Here is a 24,600-nt window from a genome sequence, read left to right on the forward strand (position 1 = left end):
CTCTGTAGAGGGGTCTAAACACCTAGATTCGGACGATCAGTGTTCCGGAATTTCGTCCCTGGAAGATATCGACGAAGGCGTCGGGTATATGATGGAACCCGTCCCGCATATCATAACGATTGCGTAGGCGCCCTTCTGCCTCCCACTGGCGTATGGCGGCTATCGCGGACGCATATTCGTCAGCATAGTCGCCAACGACAAAGCCCTGTATCCTGATCCGTCCATAGACCAGCTTCATCATATCCCTGGGGCCAGCAGCCGGGCTGTTCGAATCATAAGCGGACAATTGTCCGCACAGCACGACGCGGCCATGTGGCGCCATTCTGCCGATGGCGGCATGCATCACGTCCCCGCCTACATTATCGAAAAAGATGTTTACGCCGGCAGGCGTGGCGTCCTTCAAAGCCGCTGAAAAGTCCGTCGAGCGATAGTCGATCGCGATGTCTGCGCCGACTTCCTCTTCCAGCCAGCGACATTTCTCCGGACCTCCGGCAACTGCAATGACCCGGCAGCCTGCGATGCGAGCCATCTGGCACACCATCGCCCCGACCGACCCGGCTGCACCGGACACAAGGACGGTCATGCCGGGCTTTGGCTCTCCCACCGAAAAAAGACCGAAATAGGCGGTCAGGCTGTTCGGCGAATATAGTGTCATGGCGTCGACCGGGTCCATCCACGCCTCGATAGGCGTGACCGGGACGACTGCCGCATCGGGGCGCAGGACTGCATAATCCTGCCAGGGCGCCACGGCCGTGGCCCATTGTCCGGCTTCAAACCGCGCATGACGCGACGCCAGCACTTCAACCGCTGCCATGCCCTTGATCGGTTCACCGATGCCGATCGCACCGCGATAGCTGCGTTCGGGCGGATTCAACCAGTTGCGGATCGTGGGGGCGCAGGAAATGATCCGCGTACGGACAAGAATCTCTCCCTTGTCCAGCCTGGGCGCTTCAAATGCCTCCTCGTGATAGGCAAAATCGTCCGTCTGCACCGCACCTTCAGGCCTGCGCGCCAATAGCCAGGAGCGATTGAGGCTCATCACCGGTCGCCGAACCGTTTGTCCCCCTCCGCCAGTCGCACCAGCAGCGGAGCCGGGCGGAAGGTTTCGCCATGCAGCACCTCAAGCCGACGCATGTCCGCCACGATCTTGCCCAGCCCGACCTGATCGGCCCAGAAGAGCGGCCCGCCGCGATAGACCGGCCAATTATAGCCGAGCACCGCTGCTATATCGATGTCGGATGCCCGCAGCGCGATGCCTTCTTCCAATATTCTCGCACCCTCGTTGACGACCGGATAGAGCAGGCGCGCCAGAATGGCCTCATCCCCCACCGTTGGACTGTGCGCAACGGATCTTGCCGCCGCAACGTCCCTGATCAAGGTTGCAGTCAGGTCCGACGCATGGGGGCGCCGCTTCTCATCATAATCATAATAGCCCGCGCCGCGCTTCTGGCCCAGCCGACCGGCGGCGACCAGATCGCCCATGACGGTGCGTTCGGTCGCGTTCCGGCCGATAACATCGAGCCCCACCAGATCCATCATCTGGAAATGCCCCATGGCGAAGCCATAATCGACCAACACGCGGTCGATCGCTTCAATGGGCGTGCCTTCCAGCATCATCGCTTCGGCTTGTGTCCCGCGGGGCGCGAGCAACCGGTTTGCGATGAAGCCGTCACACACGCCGCTGAGAACGGCGACCTTGCCGATCCGCTTGGCGAGCCGCATCGCTGTCGCGACCACGGGCTTTGCGGTGGCGGCGCCGCGCACGACTTCCAGCAGGCGCATGACATTGGCGGGTGAGAAGAAATGGAGCCCCACGACCCATTCGGGCCTACTGGTCGCTGCCGCGATGCGATCAAGATTGAGGAAGGATGTGTTGGACGCTAGGATCGCACCCGGTTTGGCAATCCGGTCGAGCCGCGCGAAAATATCGGTCTTGACGTCCATGCTCTCATAGACGGCTTCGATGACAAGGTCGGCATGGGCAAGCGCGCCAAGCTCCAGGCTGGGCGAAATCAGCGCCATGCGCTGCTCGACCTGCTGGCCGGTCATTCGCCCCTTGCTGGCGGTTGCCTCATAGTTGCGGCGGATCGTGGCGATCCCGCGATCCAGCGCCTCCTGGCTGGTTTCGACCAGCGTCACCGGGATGCCGGCATTCAGGAAATTCATCGTGATGCCGCCGCCCATGGTGCCTGCGCCGATAACGCCAACCGCCGCTATATCGATCGCTGTCGTCTCCGGCCCTATGTCCGGCACCCGTGCCGCCTCACGCTCGGCGAAGAAGACATGGCGCTGGGCGGCGGATTCGGGGCTGGCGACCAGCTGCTCGAACAAGGCTGCTTCCTTTGCCAGGCCATCATCGAAATCAAGCATCACCGCCGCCTGCACGGCCTCTATGATCGCGCCAGGCGCGGGAAAACCCTTGAACCGGCGCGCGTTCGTCGTTGCGAAAGTCGTGAAGAGTTCCGGGGCGTTCCGGTCGCCTTCGATGGCATCGGTCCGATCTCTGATCCGCGGTTTCGCCGCGCCATCCGCCACCACGCGCCGGGCAAAGGCCAGCGCTTCGGATTGAAGCGATGGATCATCGGCGATCGCGTCCACCAGACCGAGCGACAGCGCCTCTTTCGCCTTGATCTGGCGACCCGATGTGACGATGTCCAACGCGGCCTTAGCGCCGACGACCCTTGGTACGCGCTGGGTTCCGCCTGCGCCGGGAAGCAGGCCAAGATTGACTTCGGGCAGGCCTACGCGCGCACTTGCTGCGACGACGCGATAGTGGCAGGCGAGCGCCAGTTCAAAACCCCCGCCCAGCGCAGTGCCGTGAATGGCGGTAACAACAGGCTTGGGCGCAGCGTCGAGCATGGCGCACAGGTCCGGTAAGGATGGCGACTGCCAGGGTTGGCCGAATTCGGTGATGTCCGCGCCGGCGATGAAGGTGCGCCCCGCGCATATCAGCATGATCGCATGCACCTGATCATCGCGGAACGCCCGATCGAGTTCAGACTGCAATGCTTGCCGCAGGGGGGCTGACAAGGCGTTCACCGGCGGATTGTCCGGCGTGATGAGCGCAATGCCGTCCGTGACGACGCTGCTGGCGGTCTGGTTCATGTCATGCGTCCTGTGTGGCGGGTGGTGCGGCGCGCCGGCGGGCGACCTCTTCCACGGCAATGGCGGCCATTGCCTTCTTGTCGAGCTTGCCGGTGGCGGTCACCGCCATTTCCTCGACCAGCACCAGATGTTCAGGCCATTTCTTGCGGGAAAGGCCTTGCTGCGAAAGATGGTCCAGCAGTGCAGGCAGGTCCATGCCGCTGCCTTGTACCCTGAGGCGGCAGACCGCGCAGGCCTGCTCGCCCAGCTTGCGCTCGGGCACCGCGACCACCGCGACCTCGGCAATGGCGGGGTGTCGCAACAGCGCAGCCTCCACCTCGGCAGGGTCGATATTGAAGCCGCCCCGGATGATCTGGTCCTTGATCCGGCCGACCACCCGGACGAAGCCTTCTTCATCGCGGATGATTTCGTCCCCGGTCAGGTAGAAGCCATCCGGCGTCATACGCTCCTGCCCGGCGCCCAAGCCCTGCGCATAGCCCAGGAAAAGGGATGGCCCGCGGACGCCTGCCTGCCCCCGACTGCCCCTAGGCAGCACCTTCATGTCGGGATCGAATGCCTCTTCCTGCGTGTCGGGAAAGGGGATGCCGTCAAAAAGCTGGCGGCGCTCCAGCGGGTCCGTGGGGCTGGTCGAGGCATGGCCCATGCATTCCGACATGCCGAACATGCGCAGCGCCTTGAGCCCCAGCAGCCGATCGGCGTCAGCGATCAGTTCCGGAGTCATCGCGCTGCCCCCCACAGCCATGGCGCGGAGGGGAAGGCGACCGCTCCATTCGCCGAGGCGGGCTGCTTCCACCATCGTGAATAGGTGGGTCGGGACGGCAATGGCCCAGCCACATCCGTAGCGTTCGGCTCGCCGAAGTGCTTCGGCTGGCACCCATGGGTCCACCAGCACGAGCGGATGTCCCAATGACAGCGCGAAATGCGCCGTGAAAGTGAAGCCGGGGGCGCTGTCGAGCGGGACAATGCCCAATATCGCGTCGCGAGGATCAAGGCCGGCTATGGCCGCGCAGGCGCGAGTCGCATAGTTGAGCGCTTCCGGGCCGTGCATCACGCCCTTGGGAACGCCGGTGCTGCCGGAGGTGAAGCCGATGAGTGCGGCATCGGCGTCGCGCGGATCACGCGACCGTGTGCCTGTCCCGGCAGTAACTTCGGGCAAGGCGTCGTCGGCGCCGCTGACCTTGGCAGCATGACCGAGCAAGGGTTCGAGCACGGCAAGATCGCCCGCGCCTAGCTTTGGCGATACCGGGCAGAATGTGGCGCACAGCGATGATACGGCAAGCGCCGTGGCAATCGTCGCCGGGCTCTTGTGCCCGGTCACGAGGACGCGGTCGCCCGGCTCTACCCCCACAGACCTGAGCCGCGCTGCAATGTCCACCGCTTGCGCGCGCAATTCGGCCCGGCTCCATAAACGGTCGTTGCAATCGGCCAGCGCGAGCGCGTCCGGTTCAGCGTCGGCAAGGCGCGCGAACTGCGGCCAGAGCCGCTCGGCGTTCCATTGAAACGTTGGATGGCGTTGTTCTTCAGGCAAGGGATTGCCCTCCATCAACGAGGAAGGTTTGACCAGTGATGAAGCTGCCCGCATCGGACGCCAGCAGCGCCAGCGTGCCAGCCACCTCGTCGGGGCGGCCAAAGCGGCGCATCAATATGCCAGCCCGCGTTTTTTCCTGAATGGCGGGGTCCAGCGTTTCCGTCATGCCCGTTTCGATCGATCCGGGGGCGATGGCATTCACCCGAATATTGTGCCCGGCCCATTGAGCGGCCAGGTCGCTGGTCAGGTGAACGATCGCCGCCTTGCTGGTGGTGTAGGGGACGACCTGTCCCGCGTCCGGCTGATAAGACAGGAAGGCGCCAACCGATGCGATATTGACGATCGCCCCGCCGCCCTGGGCGATCATGTGGCGCGCAGCATGACGGCAGGCCAGGAAGGTGCCGGTCACGTTGACGTCCATCACCTTTTGCCAGCCCTTGAGCGGAATGTCCTGCGGCAGACCCCACCAGGATGCGCCGGCATTGTTGATGAGGATGTCGAGCCCCCCCAACCGCTCTACCGTTCCGGCGATTGTGGCCTCGACGGACGCTTCGTCGGCGATATTGCAAGCCAGGCCTGCGGCTGGCACTCCGAAGCGATCCGCTATCCCTGCCGCCAGATCGGCGCAATCCGCCTCCGTCCGTGATGCCAGCGCGACGGCGCAGCCCAGATCGGCCAGTGTCGCGGCCATCGCTTCGGCGAGCGCCCCGCGTCCGCCGGTTATGAGCGCACGTTTGCCGTCGAGACGGAACTGAGCGGCGGCGAAGCCGGGTTTCCAGTCAGTCATGATCACCTCCGGCAAGCAGATCGATTTCGTCGGTGATCAGGATGATCCGCCGACCGCCCATGCCCCTGGTCTGCGCTGTCGCCGCTTTCCATTCCGGCGAGGCAAAGGCGATGTCCAGCGCCGCCTGGTCAGCGAAGGTCAGCACGGCATGGCCGTCCCAGCCCGGCGCTTCCGGACTGTCATAATCCTTTGTCACCGCTCCATGCCGATAGGCGATAAGGCCGGGCAGAACCCTGGCGGCGTCGGCGTGCGGCCCACGCCACCAGGTGGTGAACTGTTCGTGAGTCCAGTCCTGCGGCCGGCTGGCCAGGACGACCATGCTGACCGCCATGGCTTATTTGCCCGTCCAGACCGGCTGGCGCTTTTCGAGGAACGCCGCGACGCCTTCCTTCGCATCGGCCGAATGGTGCACCACGTTGCAGGTCATGGTTTCCAGCGTGATGAGGGAGTTGGTGTCGGCGTCCATACCGCGGTTCACCGCCATCTTGGTCATCCACATGCAGAAGGGGCTCTTGTCGATCAGCGGAGCGCAGAAATCCTGGATCAACTGCTCAAGCTGATCGCTGGGCGCGGACGCATTGCACAGGCCCCATTCGACGCATTCCTTGCCCGAAAGCAGCTTGCCCGTCAGCATCAGTTCCTTCGACTTGCGCATGCCGATGTAGCGCGGCAGGCGATAGATCGGGCCGGCGCCGCCGAACAGTGCGCGGCGGATGTGGAAGTCGCCGATCTTGGCGTCGTCGGCGGCGATGCCGAAATCGCACGAGATGAACAGCTCGAAGCCCCCGGCGACCGCATAGCCTTCGACGCAGGCGATGGTCGGCTTCTTCATGTTGTAGATCTTGTCGTAGGTGCGCGCCGAATCGATCGCGAGCTGAAGCGACGTGCTGGTTTCGTGCAGCACCGGACCGACCAGCTGGCCGAGGTCGGCACCCGCGCAGAAGGTGTTGCCGCGACCGCGGAATACGACGGCCAGGACCGAATTATCCTCTGCGGCCTTGTCCACCGCCGTTTCAAGGTCGCGCAGAAGCTGCGGGCTCACGCAATTCTTCACATGGGGGCGATTGAGCCAGATCGTGCAGATGCCGTTATCGGCCACTTCATATTGGATGACGTCCTTTTCCGGTTCCATGTAACTTCTCCTTGGCAAAGATGTAAAAAAGACTGGTTGTTTCAGCGCGCTATGCCGCCCTCTTCCGGCGGGGCGAGCATCCCCCCCACCGCCATCCACGCAGCAATTCCCGCAGATGGGACGGCACAAAGCACCGCCTCGGCAATTTCCTCGTCGCTGGCGCCCGCATTGCGCGCGCCGCGCACATGGGTTGCCGCCATCGGACTGTATCCGGCCGCAAGAATGGTGAGCAAAAGCAGCTCGCCATATTTGGCGGACAATGGGTTGGCGTCGATGCTGCCCCGCCGCATGAGGTAATAGGCGTCCGCCGCTTCGGGCACGAGCCGCATCAGGGCGCCCAATGGCGCTGGAATAGCGCCTGCCCAATAGGCGCGGAAATTCGCCTCTGCCTCTCCATGGCCTGCCTTTGGCAATGGTTGCGGCTGCGGAGCCTGCACATTGTCAAAGCTGTCGCTGATGATCTGTGCGAAATCGAGTGCCGCCGCTTCGCCGCGAAGGCTGGAGAGCACGATCAGCCCGGCGGTCGCGTCCTTCGGCGTCAGGCCGAGTGCGACGCCCCGTTCCATTTCCTGCCGGGCAAGGGTGAGGTGGCGGCGATCAACCGCAGCCACGGTCGCGAACAGCGCTTTCAGTTTCGCGGGAACCGCGCCATCCGACTCGATGACCGACCGGAAACTGGCATAGCCAGCCAGCGTGTAGGGCGCATAGCCCCGCAGCAGGGCGACATCCATCAATGGGCTATTCGTCATCGCATGCTCTCCTGCCATCCAAATGATCGACCGACTGGTCGGGCGTCAACCGAAAATTTCTCTCCTGACCAGTTTGACAGCCGACCAGTCGGTCGACTATTTATGTCTCGACCGATCGGTCGGGTGAGTCCTAAAGAAGGGGGTGAGCCGGCTCGAATCCGGCGGTATATCTGGAGTGGATGCGTGGATTTCGAACAATCGCCTAAATCCAGGGAGTGGATGGAGCGCGTAAGAGCGTTCATGGAGGAGCACATCGTTCCTGCCGTTCCCCTCTATCACCAGCAGTCCGCCGCGATTGATCGCTGGACCGAAATTCCGCCGATTTTCGACGAACTCAAGGGCAAGGCACGACAAGCGGGGCTGTGGAATATCTTCATGCCGCCATCTGAGCATGACGATGAATTTTTCACCAGTGTTGGCCTCACCAATGTCGAATATGCCCCGATCGCCGAATTGATGGGGCGGATTTCCTTCGCCAGCGAAGTGTTCAACTGCATGGCGCCCGATACCGGCAATTTCGAGGTGCTGCACCGCTACGGCACGGCAGATCAGAAGCAGCGCTTCATGGTGCCGTTGCGCGATGGGGAAACCCGCTCCGCCTTCCTGATGACGGAGCCGGCCGTCGCCTCCTCCGACGCGCGCAATATCCAGACCGATATTCGCCGGGATGGCAGTGATTACGTCATCAATGGCCGGAAATGGTGGTCGTCGGGTGCTGGACATCCGCGTTGCGACTTCTTCATCGTCATGGGCAAGACAGATGCTGACGCTGCGCCTTATCGGCAGCAGTCGATGATCCTCGTGCCTCGTCACACGCCCGGTGTGACGTTGGTGCGCCATTTGCCCGTTTTTGGCTATGATCACGCGCCCCACGGGCATTTCGAAGTGGCGCTGGACAATGTTCGCGTCCCGGCGGAAAATATGCTGCTGGGCGAGGGGCGCGGGTTTGAAATCGCGCAGGGCCGTCTTGGTCCCGGTCGTATTCACCACACGATGCGCAACATCGCAACGATGGAAGTGGCGCTGGAAAAAATGTGCCGCCGCCTCCTGTCGCGTAGGGCTTTTGGCAAGGTGATCGCCGAACACTCGGTCTGGGAGGAGCGGATCGCCAGAGCGCGCTGCGAGATCGAGATGGCGCGCCTTCTCTGCCTCAAGGCAGCCCACAAGATGGATGTTGTCGGCAGCAAGGCCGCGCGCGCGGAGATCGCCATGATCAAGATTGCCGCGCCCAAAATGGCGCAGCAGATCGTCGACGACGCAATTCAGGCGCATGGAGGCGGCGGTGTCAGTGATGATTTCGGTCTGGCGGAATTGTGGGCCAATACCCGCATCGTGCGCCTGACCGATGGGCCGGACGAGGTGCACGAGCGGCAGCTTGCCCGAATGGAGCTGGCCAAATATGCCGAAGGGAAGGGGGCGTGAGCGGCGCGCAGCCTGCCGCGACGATCGGCTCGACGGTCGATGTCGCCGTCAACAGCGCCTTCGACGAGGCCCGCCTGGCCGCCTATCTTTCTGGCCGGATTGCCGGATTTTCGGGGCCGATGCGGGTTCAGCAGTTTGAAGGCGGGCAATCCAATCCGACCTTCCTCCTGTCGACACCGGATCACAGCTATGTCCTGCGCCGCAAACCGGCCGGCATCCTGCTGAAGTCGGCTCATGCCGTGGATCGCGAATATCGGATAACCAAAGTCCTGCATGAAGCCGGGCTGCCGGTGGCGGAGCCGCTGTTGCTGTGTGAGGATGAGGATGTCATCGGCAGCATCTTCTATGTGATGCGCTATGTCCCGGGGCGCAGTTTCTGGGATCCGCGCATGCCCGGCCTCGACCGTGCCCAGCGCGCCGCCATTTATGATTCGGCCAATGAAACGCTCGCCCGCCTGCACCTCGTCGATTTCGCGGCGCTTGGGCTTGCCGACTATGGCAGGCCGGGCAACTATTTTGCGCGGCAGATTTCCCGCTGGTCGCGGCAATATGAGGCATCGCGCACCCGCGACATTCCAGAGATGGACCGGCTGCTCGCATGGTTGCCCGACGCCATCCCGGACACCGACGAACGCACCACGATCATCCATGGAGATTATTCCTTCCATAATCTGCTGGTGCATCCGACCGAGCCCAGGGTGTTGGCGGTCATCGACTGGGAATTGTCCACGCTCGGCGATCCGCTCGGCGACCTCACCTATCATATGATGGAATGGTTCAGGCCGGAGGGGGTGGATGTGCGCGGGACGTTGCAGGGGGCTGATCTCGCCGCGCTCGGCATCCCCAGCGCAGACGAATATGCCCGTCGCTATTGCGAGCGAACGGGTCTTCGGGGCGATCCGACCCATCCCTTCTACCGCGCGTTCAACCTGTTCCGGGTTGCGGCGATCCTGCAAGGGATTGCGGGGCGTGCCCGCGACGGCGTGCAGACCGCAAACAATGCCAGCGACATCGTCACGCGGATCGAGCCGCTCGCCAAGGCCGCCTGGCTGGCAGCGCAGGAGGCTGGCGCAGGCTGACCGTGTGATGGGGCAACAAGAAATATCTGGGCGCAAGACAAAATAGCTCAAATCTGAGGGAGAGATGATGATGAAAAGGTTTCAAATAGGCCGAGTAGCGCTCCTTTCCGGATGCGCGTTTGCCGGGATAGTCGCGCCGGCGCATGCGCAATCTGCCGCGACCGCAGCCAACGCCACGCCAGCGGCGGATGCCGCTGCGCCATCCGCGCAAGACATCATCGTCACCGGAACGCGCGTGGTGCGCGACGGCTATAACCAGCCTACGCCCGTCACTGTCGCGCCTACCACGGAACTGGAGAAGGCGACGCCCACCAATCTGGCAGATGCCATCAACAAGCTGCCGCAGTTCGCCAATTCGGTCAGCCCGCAATCCAACAGTCAGTTGCAGGGCAATAGCGGCGAGCATGGCAACCTGCTCAATCTGCGCGGCGTTGGCCCGACCCGTGCGCTGATCCTGCTCGACGGCATTCGCGTGCCGCCCACGACCTTCCGGGGCGCGGTGGACGTCAACACTATTCCCCAGCTGCTGATCCAGCGCGTCGATGTGGTGACCGGCGGTGCTTCAGCCGTTTATGGGTCCGACGCGGTCAGCGGCGCCGTCAACTTCGTTCTCGACAAGAAATTCACGGGCGTGAAGGGCGTGGCGCAGCGCGGCGTTTCGACGCGCGGAGATCTGGGCAACTATCGCATCGGCATCGCTGGGGGCATGAGTTTTGCAGGCGACCGGGGTCATGTGCTTGCCTCCATCGAGCGTTTTGACAGCGACGGCATCAATCGCAGCGCGCGCGTCTATGGCGATGACGCCTATGCAGCCGTGGGGTCGGTTCCCGGATCGACAGTGGCGCCGGGTCGGGCGGGCAACCCGTTCACCTTCCTGCCCAACCTGCGCTTCACGACAAATGACTATAATAATGGCATCATCACGTCGAGCACGGCCCCCTCGCTCACGAATTCGATCTTCCTGCCTGGCGGGGCCGTGCGACCGATCCAGCGCGGCACGCCCACCGGCACGCCTGGCACCAATGTCGGCGGCGATGGCCTCTATATCCCCGGCTTCAACCAGCTGATCGCCCCCCTGACGACGACGCAGGGCTTTGGCCGCATCGCCTATGACATGACGGATACGCTGACCGCCCATGTCCAGGGCAGCTATTCGCGCAGCGTCACCAGCTATGACACGCAGGCGCAATCGGTGCTCGGCTTCCGCTTCTTCAGTGGCAACGCCTTCCTCAATCCCGCGGTGCAAGCCCAGATGGGCCCCAATGATTCGTTCGCCATGTTCCGCTTCATCGCTGAACAGGGACCGATCCCGACGCGCGAAGCGACCGACGCCTATCTGATCAACAGCGGGCTTGAGTGGAACCTTGGCGGATGGAACGTCACCGCCGATTACACCCATGGCAAATCCGTCACCAAATTTGCACAGACGCAGGTTGAGGTTCCCAAGCTTGCAGCCGCGCTTGACGCAGTGCGTGCGCCAAACGGCTCGATCGTATGCCGCGTGACGCTCACCAACCCCGGCCTGTATCCAAATTGCACACCGCTCAATGTGTTCGGGGCGGGGACGCCATCTGCCGCCGATCTGCAAACGGTCCTTGGCGTTTCGCGCTATCGGGCCATGAACAGCACGGACGATTTCGTGGTTTCGGCGCGTGGCGATATTTTCGAGCTTCCGGCAGGGCCGGTCACGGTCGCCATCGGAGCGCAATATCGCCGACAGAAGCTTGATCTCACGTCCAATTCCGATCCCGCCGTGCCTGTCGATTTCACCGGCCTGCGTGGCGTGCCGGCCAATCGCCAGACCCGTTTCAACAACACCAATGTCGGATCGGCCTTTGGCAAACTCAACGTGAAGGAAGCATTTGCCGAAGCGCAGGTTCCGGTATTCAAAGGCCAGCCTTTTGCCGAGGAACTGAGCCTCAACGGTGCCTTCCGTATCACCGACTATAGCACCAGCGGAAGCGTCAAGACCTGGAAGGTGGGCGCTGTCTACAAGCCGATCAACGACATCATGTTCCGTGTCACGCGCTCACGCGATATTCGCGCGCCTTCGCTGTTCGAGCTGTTTGCGGGTGTTCAGACCCAGCCGGTGAACTTCAACGATCCGCACACCGGGACGCCGGGTTCGATCCGCCAGTTCAGCGGCGGCAATCCCAACCTTGATCCGGAAACCGGCGATACATTCGCCGCGGGCGTGGTCCTCAGCCCCAGTTTCCTGCCTGGCTTTGACATTTCGGTCGATTATTATGACCTCAAGATCAAGGGCGCCATCGCCACGCAGGGGCTGAACGACGTGGTCAATGAATGCGAAACGTCTAACGGCACCTCGCCCACTTGCGCCCTGATCGAACGGCCGCTGCCATTCAGCGACCGGACGGCCGCCAACTATCCGATTTCCGTGAGCCTGATTACACAGAATATCAGTTTCCTGCGCACCAGCGGTCTCGACATCACCATGTCGTATCGCACCAAGCTGGGCGAAGGTGATCTGACGCTGCGCGCCTTTGCCAACTATCTGGATCGCTACAAGACGCAGACCAACTCGATTGCGCCTGTGATCGATTATGCGGGCCATGGCGTCAACAGCCAGACCGGTTATGCCTATCCCAAGTTCCGGGGGACGCTCAGCGCCAATTACACCAATGGTGGTCTGACGCTTTTCGTGCAGGAGCAGATGATCGGCAAGGTGACCATCGGCAACCTGAAGAATGATCCGACCTCCTTCTACGCGGTGCCGGCGATCAAGCCTGTCTTTTATACCGACGCGACGGCTTCCTATAAATTCGACGTCCGCGGGGAGCCGGAGCTGTTCGTGACGGCGACGAACCTGCTTGATCGCAAGCCCCCGCTGGTAGCCGCCGCCGCCGCGCCGGGACTTCTCTACCCGACATTGTTCACGCTCTACAATGTCGCCGGACGCACACTGACGGCGGGGGTTCGTTTCAAGTTCTGATGGCCCACTGGACAGGGATGTTCGATAATTCGGTGAGGCGCGCCAGGTGCGGGCCTCCCTTCAATCACAAAGCCTTTCAAGAGGTAGTCGCATGAACAGCCCTCCCATCGGCCTCACCGTGCCGCCGCCGACGTCCGATGCGAGGCTGCGCCGCACGATGCTGGTCATGCTGGGCCTCGTGTCCATGTTCAACTATATCGACCGCACGGTGCTGTCGGTGCTTCAGGAACCGATCAAGCGTGAACTTGGGCTGAGCGACGGCCAGCTTGGACTGCTCACCGGCCTTGCCTTCGCGCTGTTCTACGCCACGCTGTCCCTTCCGATCGCGCGCCTGGCGGATCGATTCAATCGCCGCAACATCATCGCCGCCTCGCTCGCAACATGGAGCGGGATGACAGCACTTTCGGGCCTGGCCACCGGCTTTGGGTCTCTGGTCGCCTTCCGCATCGGGGTCGCGCTGGGGGAGGCGGGTTCAGTGCCCGCGTCCCATTCCATCATCGCTGACTATTATCCGCCCGAAAAGCGGGTCACGGCGCTAGCCCTGTGGGGGCTGGCGCTTCCGGCGGGGATTATGTTCGGCTATGCGTCGGGCGGCTGGATCGCCTCGGCATTGGGGTGGAGGCTTGCCTTCGGTGTGATTGGCGTTGCGGGTGTGGCTCTGGCCCCGCTTATGTTGCTGCTGGTCAAGGAACCTGTGCGCACCGGATCGGCGGCGTCTGCGAAGGCGGATGGCGCGCCTCCCGTGGGCGAAGCGATGCTTTTCCTGTGGCGACTGCGGACCTATCGCTTCATGCTGATTGGCACCACGCTCCACGCCTTTGCCCAATATGCGATGATGAGCTGGTCCGCGCCCTTCTACATGCGTGTCCATCACATGCCGCTTGCCGATGTTGCGTCCTGGCTGGCCCTGATGAACGGACTGGGCGGCGGCGTTGGCATCTATCTGGGTGGTCGCCTGTCGGACGCTGCGGGATCGCGCAATCCCTCTGGCCGCATCTGGGTCAGCGCTGTCGCGATGCTGCTGATGGTGCCAGCAGCGCTGGCCCAGTTTCTCATTCCCTCGCTTACAGCTTCCTTGGCGTTCGGTTTCGTCGCGACGATGCTCATGTTCTTCTATTATGGCCCGATCATCGGCGTGCCGCAGTCCATCGTCCCGCCCCGTATCCGGGCATTGACCTCTGCCGTGACATTGCTCGTGTTCAACCTGTTCGGGTTGGGCCTGGGGCCAGCGGTGACGGGATTCCTCAGCGATTACCTGGCAGCGACGGACGGGATGCAGGTCACGTCGCTGCGTTATGCGCTGGCGACAGTCATCCTGTTTTCGCTTGCGGGCGCTGGTTGTATTGGTTGGGCCTGCCGCTTTTACGCGGCGGATCTTCGGAAGCCTTGAGCATATCCGTACCATCCCTGCGCGCCTTCGCGGTGTGGCTTGCGCTCGCGATGAATATCATCGTCACGCCGGTCTGCGCAGGGCAGCCGTCCAGCCCGGCCAATACGCAGCAGCTATTTGCGGGAGAGAGCACGGCCCCCTATATGCTGGCCGTTCGGGCCACGATATGGGGCTATCCCCTGGTGCGCGCGGCGCAGTTGCGGGAGAAGGCAACCCAGCCCAGCCACCCCCTAGCGCCGCGTCCCAAGACTGTCGCCACGGCCCCGATCAACCGGATCGGGCAGGCGCGCGACCTTGCCGGACCTGATACGCGAATTGGCGTCGCACCCAATAACGACACGCTGTACAGCCTCGCCTTTCTGGACACGAAAGATGGGCCGTTCCAACTCGACACGCCGAACTTCAAGCATCGTTACTACGTCTTTCAGTTCGGCGAGGCTGATAGTTCGACCCTGACATCCTTTGGCCAGAGCAGTCATGGCAGCAAGCTGCCCCCCATTTTCATCGTCGGACCGGATTATCGGGGTCATGTTCCAAAGGGCGCACAGATTGTTCGCAGCACGCAGCGCTATCTGATGGTGGCGGGCCGCGTCCTCGTTGATGGACCGCAGGATCTGCAAAAAGTCCACCGGTTGCAGGACCAGATAAGGCTGCGGCAATGGTTGGGTCCGAACCGGCTCGTTCAGGCACCCATTGCATCCCAACGCATTCTGGCCAGTGAGGCGGATGATGTGCCCAAGGGACTGGCGCTTCTCGCCGACCTCGGCACGGTGCTTGAAGACTGGCGCGTTTCAAAAGAGGATGCTGGCCTGATTGCATCGCTACGTCCGATCGGCCTCACGATAGACAATGGCTTTCGCTACGCGCAGCTGTCGCCGTCCGTGCGTGCCGCCATGGAGCATGGCGTCGCCGACGGGCTGGCGATCATTCGGGAGAAGACACGCCATCTGGGCACGATGTCTGGCGGATGGTCGACCAGCTATGCGGGCTCCCGCTTTGGCGATGACTTCCTGTTGCGAGCGGCCGTGGCGATGGACCAAATCTATGTGCTGGACAAGGACGAGGCGCTGTATCCGGTCGCCCATCTCGATGCGCAGGGACGACAGCTTGACGGTCGGAACACATATATCCTCTGCTTTCGCAAGCAGGATCTGCCGCCAGTGGACGGTTTCTGGTCCATCACGCTCTATTATGAAAAGGGATTTCTGGCGGCCAACTCCATCAACCGCTATTCGATAGGCGACCGGACGCCGGGCATTGTCTACGGAAGGGATGGTTCGCTTGGCCTTCTTATCCAGAATGAAGATCCCGGCGCGGACAAGCGGAGCAACTGGCTTCCGGCGCCGCGCGAACCATTCATGCTGATGATGCGCCTTTATCGACCCCAACATCGGGCGGTGGACGCGCAATGGCATCCACCAGCCATCCAGCCGATCGACATGGCCAGCACGCCCGGTTCAGAAGGCTGCGGAACGCCCTGACATCAGGCCACGATCCGGCCATTGTCGATGACGATCTCCGCGCCGTTCAACCGGATCGATTCATCGGATACCAGGAACAGGACCAGATCCGCGACATGCTGCGGCTTGCCCTCATGACGACGGGCGGCTTCACGCAATTCGGGTGCAGCAAAATGATAAGCCTGACGGACCATCTCCGTGTCGTGAGAGCCAGGCAGAACCATGTTGGCGCGAACGGGATAGCCTTGCTGCTGGCAATGGACGATCAGGCTGCGCGTCATGGAGAGGACGGCTCCCTTGGCCGCGCTGTAGGCGAATACTGCCGGATTGCCGCGAATGGCCGCAACCGATGCGATGTTGACGATCGACCCGGCCCCGCTTGCCGCGAGCGCTGGCAGGCATGTCTTGCACCCCAGGAACGTCCCTTCCGCCGAAACCGCAGTCACGCGGCGGAACGACTCAAGCGAGGATTGCTCGACGGTTTCGAAGCGGGCGATGCCGGCATTATTGACCAGGGCGTCGAGACGGCCATGGACCTGCATGATCTTCGCCAACGAAGCCTGCCATTGCGTTTCGCAGGTCACGTCCAGATGCAGGGCCATGGCCGCCGGAAGCGCATCGGCGACCCGCCGCGCCGCCTGCTCGTCGACGTCTGCGACGACGACGCGCGCGCCCTCGCGCGCCAAGGCTTCGGCATCGGCCTGACCCAGGCCGTGCCCAGCTCCGGTCACAAGGACGACCTTGCCTTCAACCCTGCCTTTCGCTGCCATGACCAGTCTTTCAGGCTGCCAGAGCTTCACGCGCGGCAGCGCCGCCACCATGCAGGCGCGATAGCAGAAGCACACGGCGCAGTCCGCGTCCGACCGCAAGTTCATCGGTCACGCCCATGCCGCCGTGCAATTGCACGGCCTCTTCCGCAAGCTTCAAGGCGGCATCCCCTACATAGGCCTTCGCCGCCGTGACGGTCCGGACCCGCATATCCTCCTCGACCAACGCCGCTTTCAAAAGCATTGAGCGGGATTGCTCCAGCCAGGTGTACATCCGGGCGCAGCGATGCTGGACGACCTGGAAGCTGGCGATCGGCTTGCCAAACTGCCGCCGCTGCCCGACATAATCGACCGTCAGGTCCAGCAAAGTCGCCATCGCACCCACCAGTTCGGCAACTATCGAGAGCCCGGCAAGGGCCTGCGCTTCATCCCATTGGGTAGCGGGCAGTGTGAGCGCCACGGCCTCCGCCGCATCGAAATGCACTTGGGCCGCCATGCTCCCGTCGACCAGGCGAACCGGCGTTCTGCGGACTGCGCTATCCATGGCGTCGACCAGAAATAGCCCGCCCGTCGCTGCTTCCACCACAAAAGCGTCAGCATCCATCCCGTCACGGACGATGGCCGCCGATCCGCTGAGCTTTCCGTCCGCACATTCTCCGCCCCGTGCGAACGCCAGCAGGGCATCTCCCTGCAAGAGTCGTTCGCCCCAGCGTTCAGCAGCCGGACTGCCGACGATCGCTCGGCCACACAGCAGGATCGATTCAGCGAGCGGGGAGATGGCGAGGGCGCGTCCCATCTCCTCCGACACGATCATCACTTCCGCTGCGCCGCCCCCCAGGCCACCTGCCTGTTCCGGCATCAGCAAGGCGAACAGGCCAAGCTCGCCGAGTGCGCGCCACTCATCAAGCGGCATCGGCCCCTTCGCCATGGTCGTGGCGTCATATCGGTCCGCCAGAAAGCGGCGGACCATGTCGCGCACCATGGCCTGCTCATCGCTGAGCGCGAGGTTCATGGTTCAGAGCACCTCGATGATCGAGGCGTTGGCGATACCACCGCCTTCGCACATGGTCTGGAGACCGTAACGTTGGCCGCGCGCCTTGAGCGCATGGATGAGCGTCGCCATCAGCTTCGTGCCGGTCGCGCCGAGCGGATGACCCAGCGCGATTGCGCCGCCGTTGACGTTCAGTTTGGACGGGTCCGCGTCAAGCGCCTTCATCCAGGCCAGCGGGATGGATGCGAAGGCTTCGTTCACTTCAAACAGGTCGATGTCCTTCATCGTCATGCCCGCGCGATCCAGAACGCGGCGGGTTGCAGGGATCGGTTCCTCCAGCATGATCACCGGGTCGCCAGCCGTCACCGCCAGATTGACGATGCGGGCGATGGGCTTGAGGCCATGCGCCCGAACCGCCGCTTCGGATGCGACGAGCACGCCGCTAGCGCCGTCGCAAATCTGGCTCGCAGCGGCGGCGGACAGCGTGCCTCCCTCGCTGATCAGCTTGACCGAGCCAATCGACTCCAGTGATGCATCGGCCCGCACCCCTTCGTCGCGATCATGCACTGCCTGCTCGCCGTCCGCAGTTACGATGGGCACCGGCACGATCTCCCGGTCGAATGCGCCCGCCTTCATCGCCGCCGTCGCCTTCTGATGGCTTTCGAGCGCGAAACGGTCATGATCGTCGCGGGTGAAGCCATATTTGTCGGCGATCATCTGCGCACCGTCAAACTGGCTGAACATCGCAACCCCATAGCGCCGCTGGATGGCTTCGGAGAAAGGATTGGCGCCGATACCGCCAGACTTGGCCAATGTGATGGCTGATCCCATCGGCACGCGCGTCATGCTTTCGACGCCGCCTGCAATGACGATGTCCTGAAGGCCGGACATGACCGCCTGCGCTGCGAAATGCACCGCCTGCTGGGATGATCCGCACTGCCGGTCGATCGTCACGGCCGGCACGCTGTCGGGCAGGCTTGAAGCAAGCACGACATTGCGACCGAAGGCGAATGTCTGTTCGCCCACCTGGCTGACGCAGCCGATGATGACATCGTCGATCGCCGCAGGATCGACACCCGCGTCCGCCACCAGCGCATCCAGTATCAGTGCGCCCAGATCGGCTGGATGACAACCGGCAAGGCGGCCATTGCGGCGGCCACCGGCGGTCCGGCGTGCGGAAACGATATAGGCTTCAGGCATGATGCATCCTTCTTTGTCTAAAGGCCGAGCGCGGCCTTCGCGATGAGTGTGAGCTGAATTTCGCTGGTGCCGCCAAAGATCGACCAGGCGCGGGCGTTGAGGTAGCGCGCCGCCGCGATCTGAGCCTGGGCCGACTCGACAGGGGTCGGCACGTCCTCGCCATAAAATGGGCGTTGGACGGGTAGTTGAAGGCCGGCCAGGCCAAAGGCGTCGACCGCCAACGCCTCGATACCTTGCCGGATTTCGGACGCCAACAGCTTGGTGATCAGGCTGCGCGGGTCAGGCGCTGCGCCCTGCTCGATTTCCATCGCCGTCCGCAACTCGGTCATCTCGAGCGCTTCCGCCTCCAGTTGAAGGCGGATGGCGCGATGGGCCAGTTCGCCGGTCAGCGGCCCTGCCGATGCGCGCAATCGCTCTAGATCAGCCAGAAGCAGCGGGGCGAAGCTGGAGCCGCCCCGTTCGTTCTCCAGCAAAAATTTGGCGATCGACCAGCCTTGCCCTTCCTCGCCAACGCGCTCCGAAACCGGCACCCGGACTTCGTCGAGGAACACCTCGTTCAGTTCATGATCGCCCGATGCGCTGAGGATCGGCTTTACCGTCACGCCCGGCAGGGCCATGTCGATCAGCAGGAAGCTGATGCCTTGCTGCGGCTTTACCTCGGTATCGGTGCGGACCAGAGCGAACAGCCGGTTTGCATATTGGGCCTGCGTCGTCCAGATTTTGTGGCCCGACACGACATAGTGGTCGCCGTCGCGCACAGCGCGGGTCCGCAGACTGGCAAGGTCGGAGCCTGAGCCCGGTTCCGAAAAACCCTGCGCCCATATATGTTCACCTGTGCGCAGGCGCGGAAGATAATGGTCTTTCTGCGCCTGTGTGCCGAATGTGTAGAGTACCGGCCCCACCAGCTTCAGGCCCATTCCGGGCAAGACCGGCGCGCCTGCGTCTGCGCATTCCTTCTCGAATATCCAGCGCTGGATTGGCGTCCATCCCGGCCCGCCCGCCTCCGTCGGCCAGTGATAGACGAGCCATCCCTCGGCTTCCAGGATCGCCTGCCATTCACGCGCTATATCGGGTTCAGCGAACACGCCCGATGTCAGCGCCGCCCCGCGTCGCAGCTCCGGCGAGAGGGAAGATGCCAGAAATGCGCGAACATCGTCCCGGAATGCACACTGCTGATCGGTAAGAGCCAGATCCATCGCTTTAGCGTTCCACGATCGCAACGGCGGAAACACCGGGCGCGCCATAGACATGGCTGTAGCCAAGGCGAATCTTGCCGGGCACCTGCCGCGCGCCGGCCTGTCCGGTCAGTTGCACATAATTTTCATAGACCTGGCGCAGGCCCGATGCGCCGATCGGCTCTCCGCAGGCGAGGCACCCGCCGTCAGTATTGACTGGCAAGCGGCCATCGATCCGCGTGCGTCCCTCTGCGATCCATGCAGCCTGATCGCCATCCGCGCAAAAGCCGTTTTCGGCCATGTGCATGATTTCGGCGCCCGCTTCGGTGTCCTGAAGCTGCGCAATATCGATATCCTCCGGCCCGACCCCCGCCATGGCAAAGGCCGCCTGGGACGCCACGCTGGTAGGCGATCCGCCCCGCTCCAGATCAAGCGCCGGCGAGAATACCTCGAACGAGCCAGGAGGCCGGGTGCGAACGGCTGCGGCGCGTAGCCGCACGGCCGGAAGGCCAAGTTCGCGGGCTTTTCTGCCGCTGGCCAGCAACAGCGCCACAGCGCCTTCTCCCGGCGAGCAGAACATGAATTTGGTGAGCGGATCGCTGACCATTTGCGCATTCAGGATCGTGTCGATGTCGACAGCTTCGCGCCGCCAGGCATGGTCGGCCAGAACCCCGTTGGCAAACGCCTTTTCGGCGACCGCGCCCAGCATAGGCGGCGTTATGCCATACAGGCTCATATAGCGCTGGATCTTCATGGCGAAGAACTGGGTGGTGAGCATAAGCCCCGTCTCACCATACCAGTCCGGCAATCCCCAATCCGCCGGCAGCGGGGAAAAGGAGCCGCGCGGATGCTTGTCGAAACCCACGGCCAGCCCAAGGTCGAACTCGCCGGACTTTATCGTGCTGTAGGCACCGAACATGGCCGAACCGCCGGTCGCGCATCCGTTGGCAACATTGATGAAGGGGATGCCCGTCAGCCCCAGTTCCGACACCATCGTGTCCGCATTCCCCGCAGCATCCGATCCACCGAAGGCGAACTGGACATCGGGCCATGAGAGCCCCGCACGGTCGAGCGCCTGCCGGACGGCGAACACGCCCTGCTGAAGGCCCGAGAGGCCCGGCGTACGGCCAAAGGGATGGATTCCTACGCCCACGATGAAGACATCCTCGCTCATGCCTGGGCGCCCTTATCGGGAGCGAAGCCAAAGCTGGTGCGTGGCGTACCGTCCGCCAGCATGAACGGCAGCGGGACGACCCGCATTGCCATGCCGATTTCCAGAGCGTCAAATGCCACGTCGACCAGGCGGGCCTCGACGATCAAGGCATCGTCCAGTTCGATATAGCCCACAGCGTAAGGCTCAAACGCTTCCGGGCCAGCATAAGGCGGCGATTTGGGGCGAAACCGCTGCACCGTCCACGACCAAAGCCGGCCGGTTCGCGGCAGCACCACTTGGGCGTAGCGCGTGTCATTCGCTGGCCGCGCCGGGAAGCTGAGCCGACCGGTCGCACGATCGCGGGATGCAAGCAGGGCAATGCCCTCGCCATAGGGGCAGATCAGGTCATCGGCGATCGGAATGGACATGGTTTCGGGCACGGCTTATCTCCTTCCGAAGATATAGCGCCCGACCGTTCGGTCGGCTTCTGACCAATGCGACAGCGGCTAGTTGATCATCCCCAGAAAGCCGAGCTGCGCCGCCTTGAACATCGTCTGGTCGCGGTTAACGGCGTCCAGCTTTACTGACGCCGAACGGATGTGGAACCGCACCGTCGTGCGTTGCAGGCCCAGGATGATTCCGATTTCCTCGTTCGTCTTTCCGGCAGCCGCCCAGCGCAGACATTCAACTTCGCGCTTGGTCAACGATATGCTCCCCAGACCCGGTCTCGCGCGCGCCGTCACCTTGACATAGCTTTGCACGAACGCGCGGGCCAGCACAGCAAGTGCATCGGCGGCGCGGACATAGGCATCGGACAGGTCATTGGTTTCCGGATCGGGCGACAGGAAACTCGCCGCGCCGATCTGTCCGAATGGCAGGTGGATCGGAACCACGATCGCCGCCGCCGTCATTGCCCGGATTCGGAAATCGTGCAGATCGATGATGTCGAGCAGCGGGTTGGGCAGGCGGGTTCGAAAGCCGTGCGCGTTACACCAGAAGGGTTCGGCTTCCACCCGACATGCGTGAACGATCGGGGAGGAAAGGGCGAGTTGGGGCACCTCCCACCAGCGCGATTCGGCGCCACGAAAGCCGAATATCTCGCTTGCAAGGATAGCCCCATTGCCGTCGCGCATCGGTTCGCGTGAGGCCACATTGTGCGTGACCGCCGTGCTTAGCCCACAAATCTCCGTCACGGCGTCGCGCAGCCGCTCTGCCGCCGGTGCTATGCCGCCAGGTTCCGAAAAGCGGACCGCGTCGATCAAATCGCGGGACGGCATCGTGCAGGAATGGTTGGTTGCGGACATGGTCAGTGGTTCTTGAGGCTCAGCCCCTCGAAGAAAGGCTGGCAGATGGCGTCGGCGACATCTTCGGGCGGCCTGCGCTTCGCCAGTGGAGGGTACCATTTATAGGCCCAGTTGCACATGCCCAGGAAGCCAAGCGTGGTAAGGCCGGGATCGCATTGCCGGAAATGGCCATTTGCGATCCCCTGTTCGATAATCCCGCGCATCCGCTGAAGATAGGCGTTGCGTTGCGTCCGGATATGGTCGCGCATCTTGCCTTCGAGATCTTCATAATGATCCATGAAGGCCCGGACATAACCCGGATGCTCGGCTATCTGGCGCAATATGTCGATACAGGCGGCGCGCAGGCGATCGAGCGGATCGTCCGATTCTCCCTCGCCATCCAGTCCGGCCAGCAGCGCGCTCATGTGCGCATCGTGCATCGCAAAGAGAATGGCATTCTTGCTTGGGAAATAGTGATAAAGGGTCGGCTTGCCGAGGCCCACCTCGTCGGCGAGCATCTGCATTGACGCCTTGTGATATCCGACCCGGTCGAACAGCGCCGCGCAATGCCTCAATATCTCATTGCGTTTTTCGTCATGCGCTTCAGTCGTCTGCCGTTTCTTTGCTGCTTGTCGCGCCATTGTCGGCTTTGTTCCCTATGTCTGCGCCGGTCAGCCTGGCCGACGCCTTTCGTTCTGGCCATTGGATAGCCCGAACGGTCGCCGGATCACAATCGATGATGACCCAGTTGACCGAGCGGATGCATCCCACCTCTCCAAAAGGTAAGTCGACCGTCTGGTCGGTTCGTTCTAGGGATGACGGCTGGATCACAGGATTGCAAGCATAAGGACGCGAACAATGCAACTTGAAGGCAAGACAGCGCTGGTCACCGGCGCTAGTTCGGGTTTGGGCCGGCATTTCGCTCGCCTGCTGGCGCGGGAGGGGGCAACCGTCTTGGCTGCGGCGCGCCGCATCGACGCGCTTCGCGCGCTCTCCAATGAAATTGAGCAGGAGGGCGGAGATTGCATCCCTGTCGCCATGGACGTGACTGATCCGGAAGCGGTCATGGCAGCCTTTGGGCAGATTGAACGGGACATCCCAAGCGCGCTTTCGATCGTCGTCAACAATGCGGGCGTCGCGCATACCCGTGCGGCGCTCGATCTTGACGCGACCGAATGGGCGCAGGTGCTTCAGCCCAATCTGACCGGCGCTTTCCTTGTGGCCCAACAGGCCGCGAGAGCAATGCGGAGCAGGGGTGGCACGATCGTCAATGTGGCCTCTATCCTTGGGGAGCGCGTGTCCAAGGGACTGGCAGCCTATGCCGCCAGCAAGGCCGGCCTTATCCAGCTGACGAAGGCGCTCGCACTGGAATGGGCCACGCTCGACATCCGGGTCAATGCGCTAGCGCCCGGCTATATCGAGACTGACCTCAACCGGGATTTCTTCGCGTCCGAAGCGGGCCAGCGACTCATCTCGCGCATTCCGCAAAAGCGACTGGGTCAGATGCAGGATCTGGATGGGCCGCTGCTGCTGCTATGTTCCGATCAGTCGCATTACATGACAGGTTCCGTCATCGCCGTGGATGGCGGGCATCTTGTAAGCGGTCTTTGAACGGGGGCGTCTTTCAGGCGTCCATGGCAGTCGCGCCGATCACCCAGGCGGAGAGGCCGGCTGTCGGTACAGCGCAGATCACGGCTTCCGCTACTGCCTCCTCGCTGGCGCCTGCGGTGCGCGCGCCTTTCATGTGCACGGACGCCCACGAACTATAGTCGGCGACAAGCACGGTGACGAGCAGCAACTCGGCGTAAATCGGCCCCAGCGCGGTGCCTGATAACGTGCCCTCGCGCATCAGATAATATGCGTCGGCACCCAGCGGCTTGACCTCCAACAGCTTGGCCAAGGATGGCGGCATCGTGCCGAAATATTGAAGGAAGTTGGCCTCTGCTGCGCCCTCTTCCACGATCATGTCGTCGTCGGGCCAGTCGGGGTCTGCGGCCCCGGAATATATCTCGCGAAAAAGAGTATGGAAGCGCAGCGACGCGCCCTCACCCCGCACGCTTGCCAGGATCGCGATCGCCGCACCGGCTTCCGCCTCGGTCAGCCCGGCCGCCTGGGCTGCCGCCAACTCCCGCGCTGCAAGCTCCCCATAGCCCTTCACCGTGGCTGCGCAGGCCACGAACAATCGTTTCACCTTTGCTGGAACGGCGCCATCGCTATCAATGATGGAGCGCCAGCGACGGAAGCCCGCGATCGTTTTCGGCGCGTCGCGGCGCAGGCGGCCCAGACTGGCGAGGGTGGGTAGATGATCAGACATCGTCTCTCCGATAAAATACAGACCGTCCGGTCGGTTGAACATGGCTATGCCGCTTCGTGCGTGGGGTCAACTGTCCCATAGGTGGTTGACGTCCGACCGGACGGTCGACTAC

22 protein-coding genes are annotated in these 24,600 nt (G+C 62.8%); 6 read left to right on the top strand and 16 right to left on the bottom strand.

What is annotated here, in order from left to right; all coding sequences use genetic code 11:
* Nucleotides 1–22: 22 nt before the first annotated feature.
* The 7 genes from CJD35_RS06820 to CJD35_RS06850 are packed head-to-tail and all read right to left on the bottom strand — an operon-like array spanning nt 23 to nt 7,301.
* Nucleotides 23–1,039, bottom strand: a complete 1,017-nt coding sequence (locus tag CJD35_RS06820) for an NADP-dependent oxidoreductase (protein ID WP_017181723.1) — start codon at nt 1,037–1,039, stop codon at nt 23–25.
* Nucleotides 1,039–3,105, bottom strand: coding sequence for a 3-hydroxyacyl-CoA dehydrogenase NAD-binding domain-containing protein (locus CJD35_RS06825; RefSeq protein ID WP_017181722.1), 2,067 nt, complete (start codon nt 3,103–3,105; stop codon nt 1,039–1,041). Before CJD35_RS06825 ends, CJD35_RS06820 begins: the two co-directional genes overlap by 1 nt.
* A 1-nt stretch (nt 3,106) precedes the next feature.
* Nucleotides 3,107–4,648, bottom strand: a complete 1,542-nt coding sequence (locus tag CJD35_RS06830; protein WP_017181721.1) for a class I adenylate-forming enzyme family protein — start codon at nt 4,646–4,648, stop codon at nt 3,107–3,109.
* On the bottom strand, nt 4,626–5,420 hold the full coding sequence (locus tag CJD35_RS06835; protein WP_017181720.1) for an SDR family NAD(P)-dependent oxidoreductase: 795 nt from the start codon (nt 5,418–5,420) through the stop codon (nt 4,626–4,628). The genes CJD35_RS06830 and CJD35_RS06835 overlap by 23 nt, the downstream gene beginning before the upstream one ends.
* Nucleotides 5,413–5,751 carry an EthD family reductase gene (locus CJD35_RS06840; RefSeq protein ID WP_019051913.1) on the bottom strand — a complete coding sequence of 113 codons (339 nt, stop codon included), beginning with the start codon at nt 5,749–5,751 and terminating at the stop codon, nt 5,413–5,415. Before CJD35_RS06840 ends, CJD35_RS06835 begins: the two co-directional genes overlap by 8 nt.
* Nucleotides 5,752–5,754: 3 nt before the next feature.
* Complete coding sequence (locus tag CJD35_RS06845; RefSeq protein WP_017181718.1) at nt 5,755–6,552, bottom strand: enoyl-CoA hydratase/isomerase family protein; 798 nt, start codon at nt 6,550–6,552, stop codon at nt 5,755–5,757.
* Between the two features lie 41 nt (nt 6,553–6,593).
* Complete coding sequence (locus tag CJD35_RS06850) at nt 6,594–7,301, bottom strand: carboxymuconolactone decarboxylase family protein (RefSeq protein ID WP_026002150.1); 708 nt, start codon at nt 7,299–7,301, stop codon at nt 6,594–6,596.
* A gap of 240 nt (nt 7,302–7,541) precedes the next feature.
* Here CJD35_RS06850 and CJD35_RS06855 point away from each other — a divergent pair, with 240 nt between their 5' ends.
* The 5 genes from CJD35_RS06855 (at nt 7,542) to CJD35_RS06875 (ending at nt 15,626) form a co-directional block, all read left to right on the top strand.
* Entirely contained in the window at nt 7,542–8,723 is a 1,182-nt protein-coding gene (locus CJD35_RS06855) for an acyl-CoA dehydrogenase family protein (RefSeq protein ID WP_017181716.1), read from the top strand.
* Nucleotides 8,720–9,802 (top strand): phosphotransferase family protein, encoded by a 1,083-nt coding sequence (locus CJD35_RS06860; RefSeq protein WP_017181715.1) that lies wholly within the window; start codon nt 8,720–8,722, stop codon nt 9,800–9,802. Before CJD35_RS06855 ends, CJD35_RS06860 begins: the two co-directional genes overlap by 4 nt.
* Before the next feature lie 67 nt (nt 9,803–9,869).
* Nucleotides 9,870–12,755, top strand: coding sequence for a TonB-dependent receptor plug domain-containing protein (locus CJD35_RS06865; RefSeq protein ID WP_026002148.1), 2,886 nt, complete (start codon nt 9,870–9,872; stop codon nt 12,753–12,755).
* A gap of 91 nt (nt 12,756–12,846) precedes the next feature.
* A complete protein-coding gene (locus CJD35_RS06870) occupies nt 12,847–14,145 on the top strand; it encodes a spinster family MFS transporter (RefSeq protein WP_017181713.1) in 1,299 nt (432 codons plus the stop codon).
* The gene (locus CJD35_RS06875; RefSeq protein ID WP_017181712.1) at nt 14,142–15,626 is read left to right on the top strand and encodes a DUF1254 domain-containing protein; all 1,485 of its coding nucleotides are present in this window, start codon (nt 14,142–14,144) and stop codon (nt 15,624–15,626) included. Before CJD35_RS06870 ends, CJD35_RS06875 begins: the two co-directional genes overlap by 4 nt.
* Before the next feature lie 2 nt (nt 15,627–15,628).
* On the opposite strand, the gene CJD35_RS06880 is transcribed toward CJD35_RS06875, so the two are convergent.
* The 8 genes from CJD35_RS06880 to CJD35_RS06915 form a co-directional block, all read right to left on the bottom strand.
* Nucleotides 15,629–16,375: an SDR family oxidoreductase gene (locus CJD35_RS06880; protein ID WP_026002147.1), complete on the bottom strand. Its 747-nt coding sequence runs from the start codon at nt 16,373–16,375 to the stop codon at nt 15,629–15,631.
* A gap of 10 nt (nt 16,376–16,385) precedes the next feature.
* Nucleotides 16,386–17,384 (bottom strand): acyl-CoA dehydrogenase family protein, encoded by a 999-nt coding sequence (locus CJD35_RS06885; protein WP_017181710.1) that lies wholly within the window; start codon nt 17,382–17,384, stop codon nt 16,386–16,388.
* Nucleotides 17,385–17,387: 3 nt separating this feature from the next.
* Nucleotides 17,388–18,563, bottom strand: coding sequence for an acetyl-CoA C-acetyltransferase (locus CJD35_RS06890; RefSeq protein ID WP_026002146.1), 1,176 nt, complete (start codon nt 18,561–18,563; stop codon nt 17,388–17,390).
* A 17-nt stretch (nt 18,564–18,580) separates the two neighbouring features.
* On the bottom strand, nt 18,581–19,759 hold the full coding sequence (locus tag CJD35_RS06895; RefSeq protein WP_017181707.1) for an acyl-CoA dehydrogenase family protein: 1,179 nt from the start codon (nt 19,757–19,759) through the stop codon (nt 18,581–18,583).
* A 4-nt stretch (nt 19,760–19,763) separates the two neighbouring features.
* Nucleotides 19,764–20,912 (bottom strand): thiolase family protein, encoded by a 1,149-nt coding sequence (locus CJD35_RS06900; RefSeq protein ID WP_017181706.1) that lies wholly within the window; start codon nt 20,910–20,912, stop codon nt 19,764–19,766.
* Nucleotides 20,909–21,331: a Zn-ribbon domain-containing OB-fold protein gene (locus tag CJD35_RS06905; RefSeq protein ID WP_017181705.1), complete on the bottom strand. Its 423-nt coding sequence runs from the start codon at nt 21,329–21,331 to the stop codon at nt 20,909–20,911. The genes CJD35_RS06900 and CJD35_RS06905 overlap by 4 nt, the downstream gene beginning before the upstream one ends.
* 66 nt (nt 21,332–21,397) lie before the next feature.
* On the bottom strand, nt 21,398–22,195 hold the full coding sequence (locus tag CJD35_RS06910; protein ID WP_017181704.1) for a helix-turn-helix transcriptional regulator: 798 nt from the start codon (nt 22,193–22,195) through the stop codon (nt 21,398–21,400).
* A gap of 2 nt (nt 22,196–22,197) precedes the next feature.
* Nucleotides 22,198–22,815, bottom strand: a complete 618-nt coding sequence (locus tag CJD35_RS06915) for a TetR/AcrR family transcriptional regulator (RefSeq protein ID WP_017181703.1) — start codon at nt 22,813–22,815, stop codon at nt 22,198–22,200.
* A 217-nt stretch (nt 22,816–23,032) separates the two neighbouring features.
* Between CJD35_RS06915 and CJD35_RS06920 the strand changes: the two genes are divergently transcribed.
* On the top strand, nt 23,033–23,785 hold the full coding sequence (locus tag CJD35_RS06920) for an SDR family NAD(P)-dependent oxidoreductase (RefSeq protein ID WP_017181702.1): 753 nt from the start codon (nt 23,033–23,035) through the stop codon (nt 23,783–23,785).
* Between the two features lie 13 nt (nt 23,786–23,798).
* On the opposite strand, the gene CJD35_RS06925 is transcribed toward CJD35_RS06920, so the two are convergent.
* Nucleotides 23,799–24,488: a carboxymuconolactone decarboxylase family protein gene (locus CJD35_RS06925; protein ID WP_026002145.1), complete on the bottom strand. Its 690-nt coding sequence runs from the start codon at nt 24,486–24,488 to the stop codon at nt 23,799–23,801.
* Between the last annotated feature and the right edge of the window lie 112 nt (nt 24,489–24,600).

Origin of the sequence: Sphingobium xenophagum, assembly GCF_002288285.1 — a bacterium.
Lineage (GTDB): Bacteria > Pseudomonadota > Alphaproteobacteria > Sphingomonadales > Sphingomonadaceae > Sphingobium > Sphingobium xenophagum.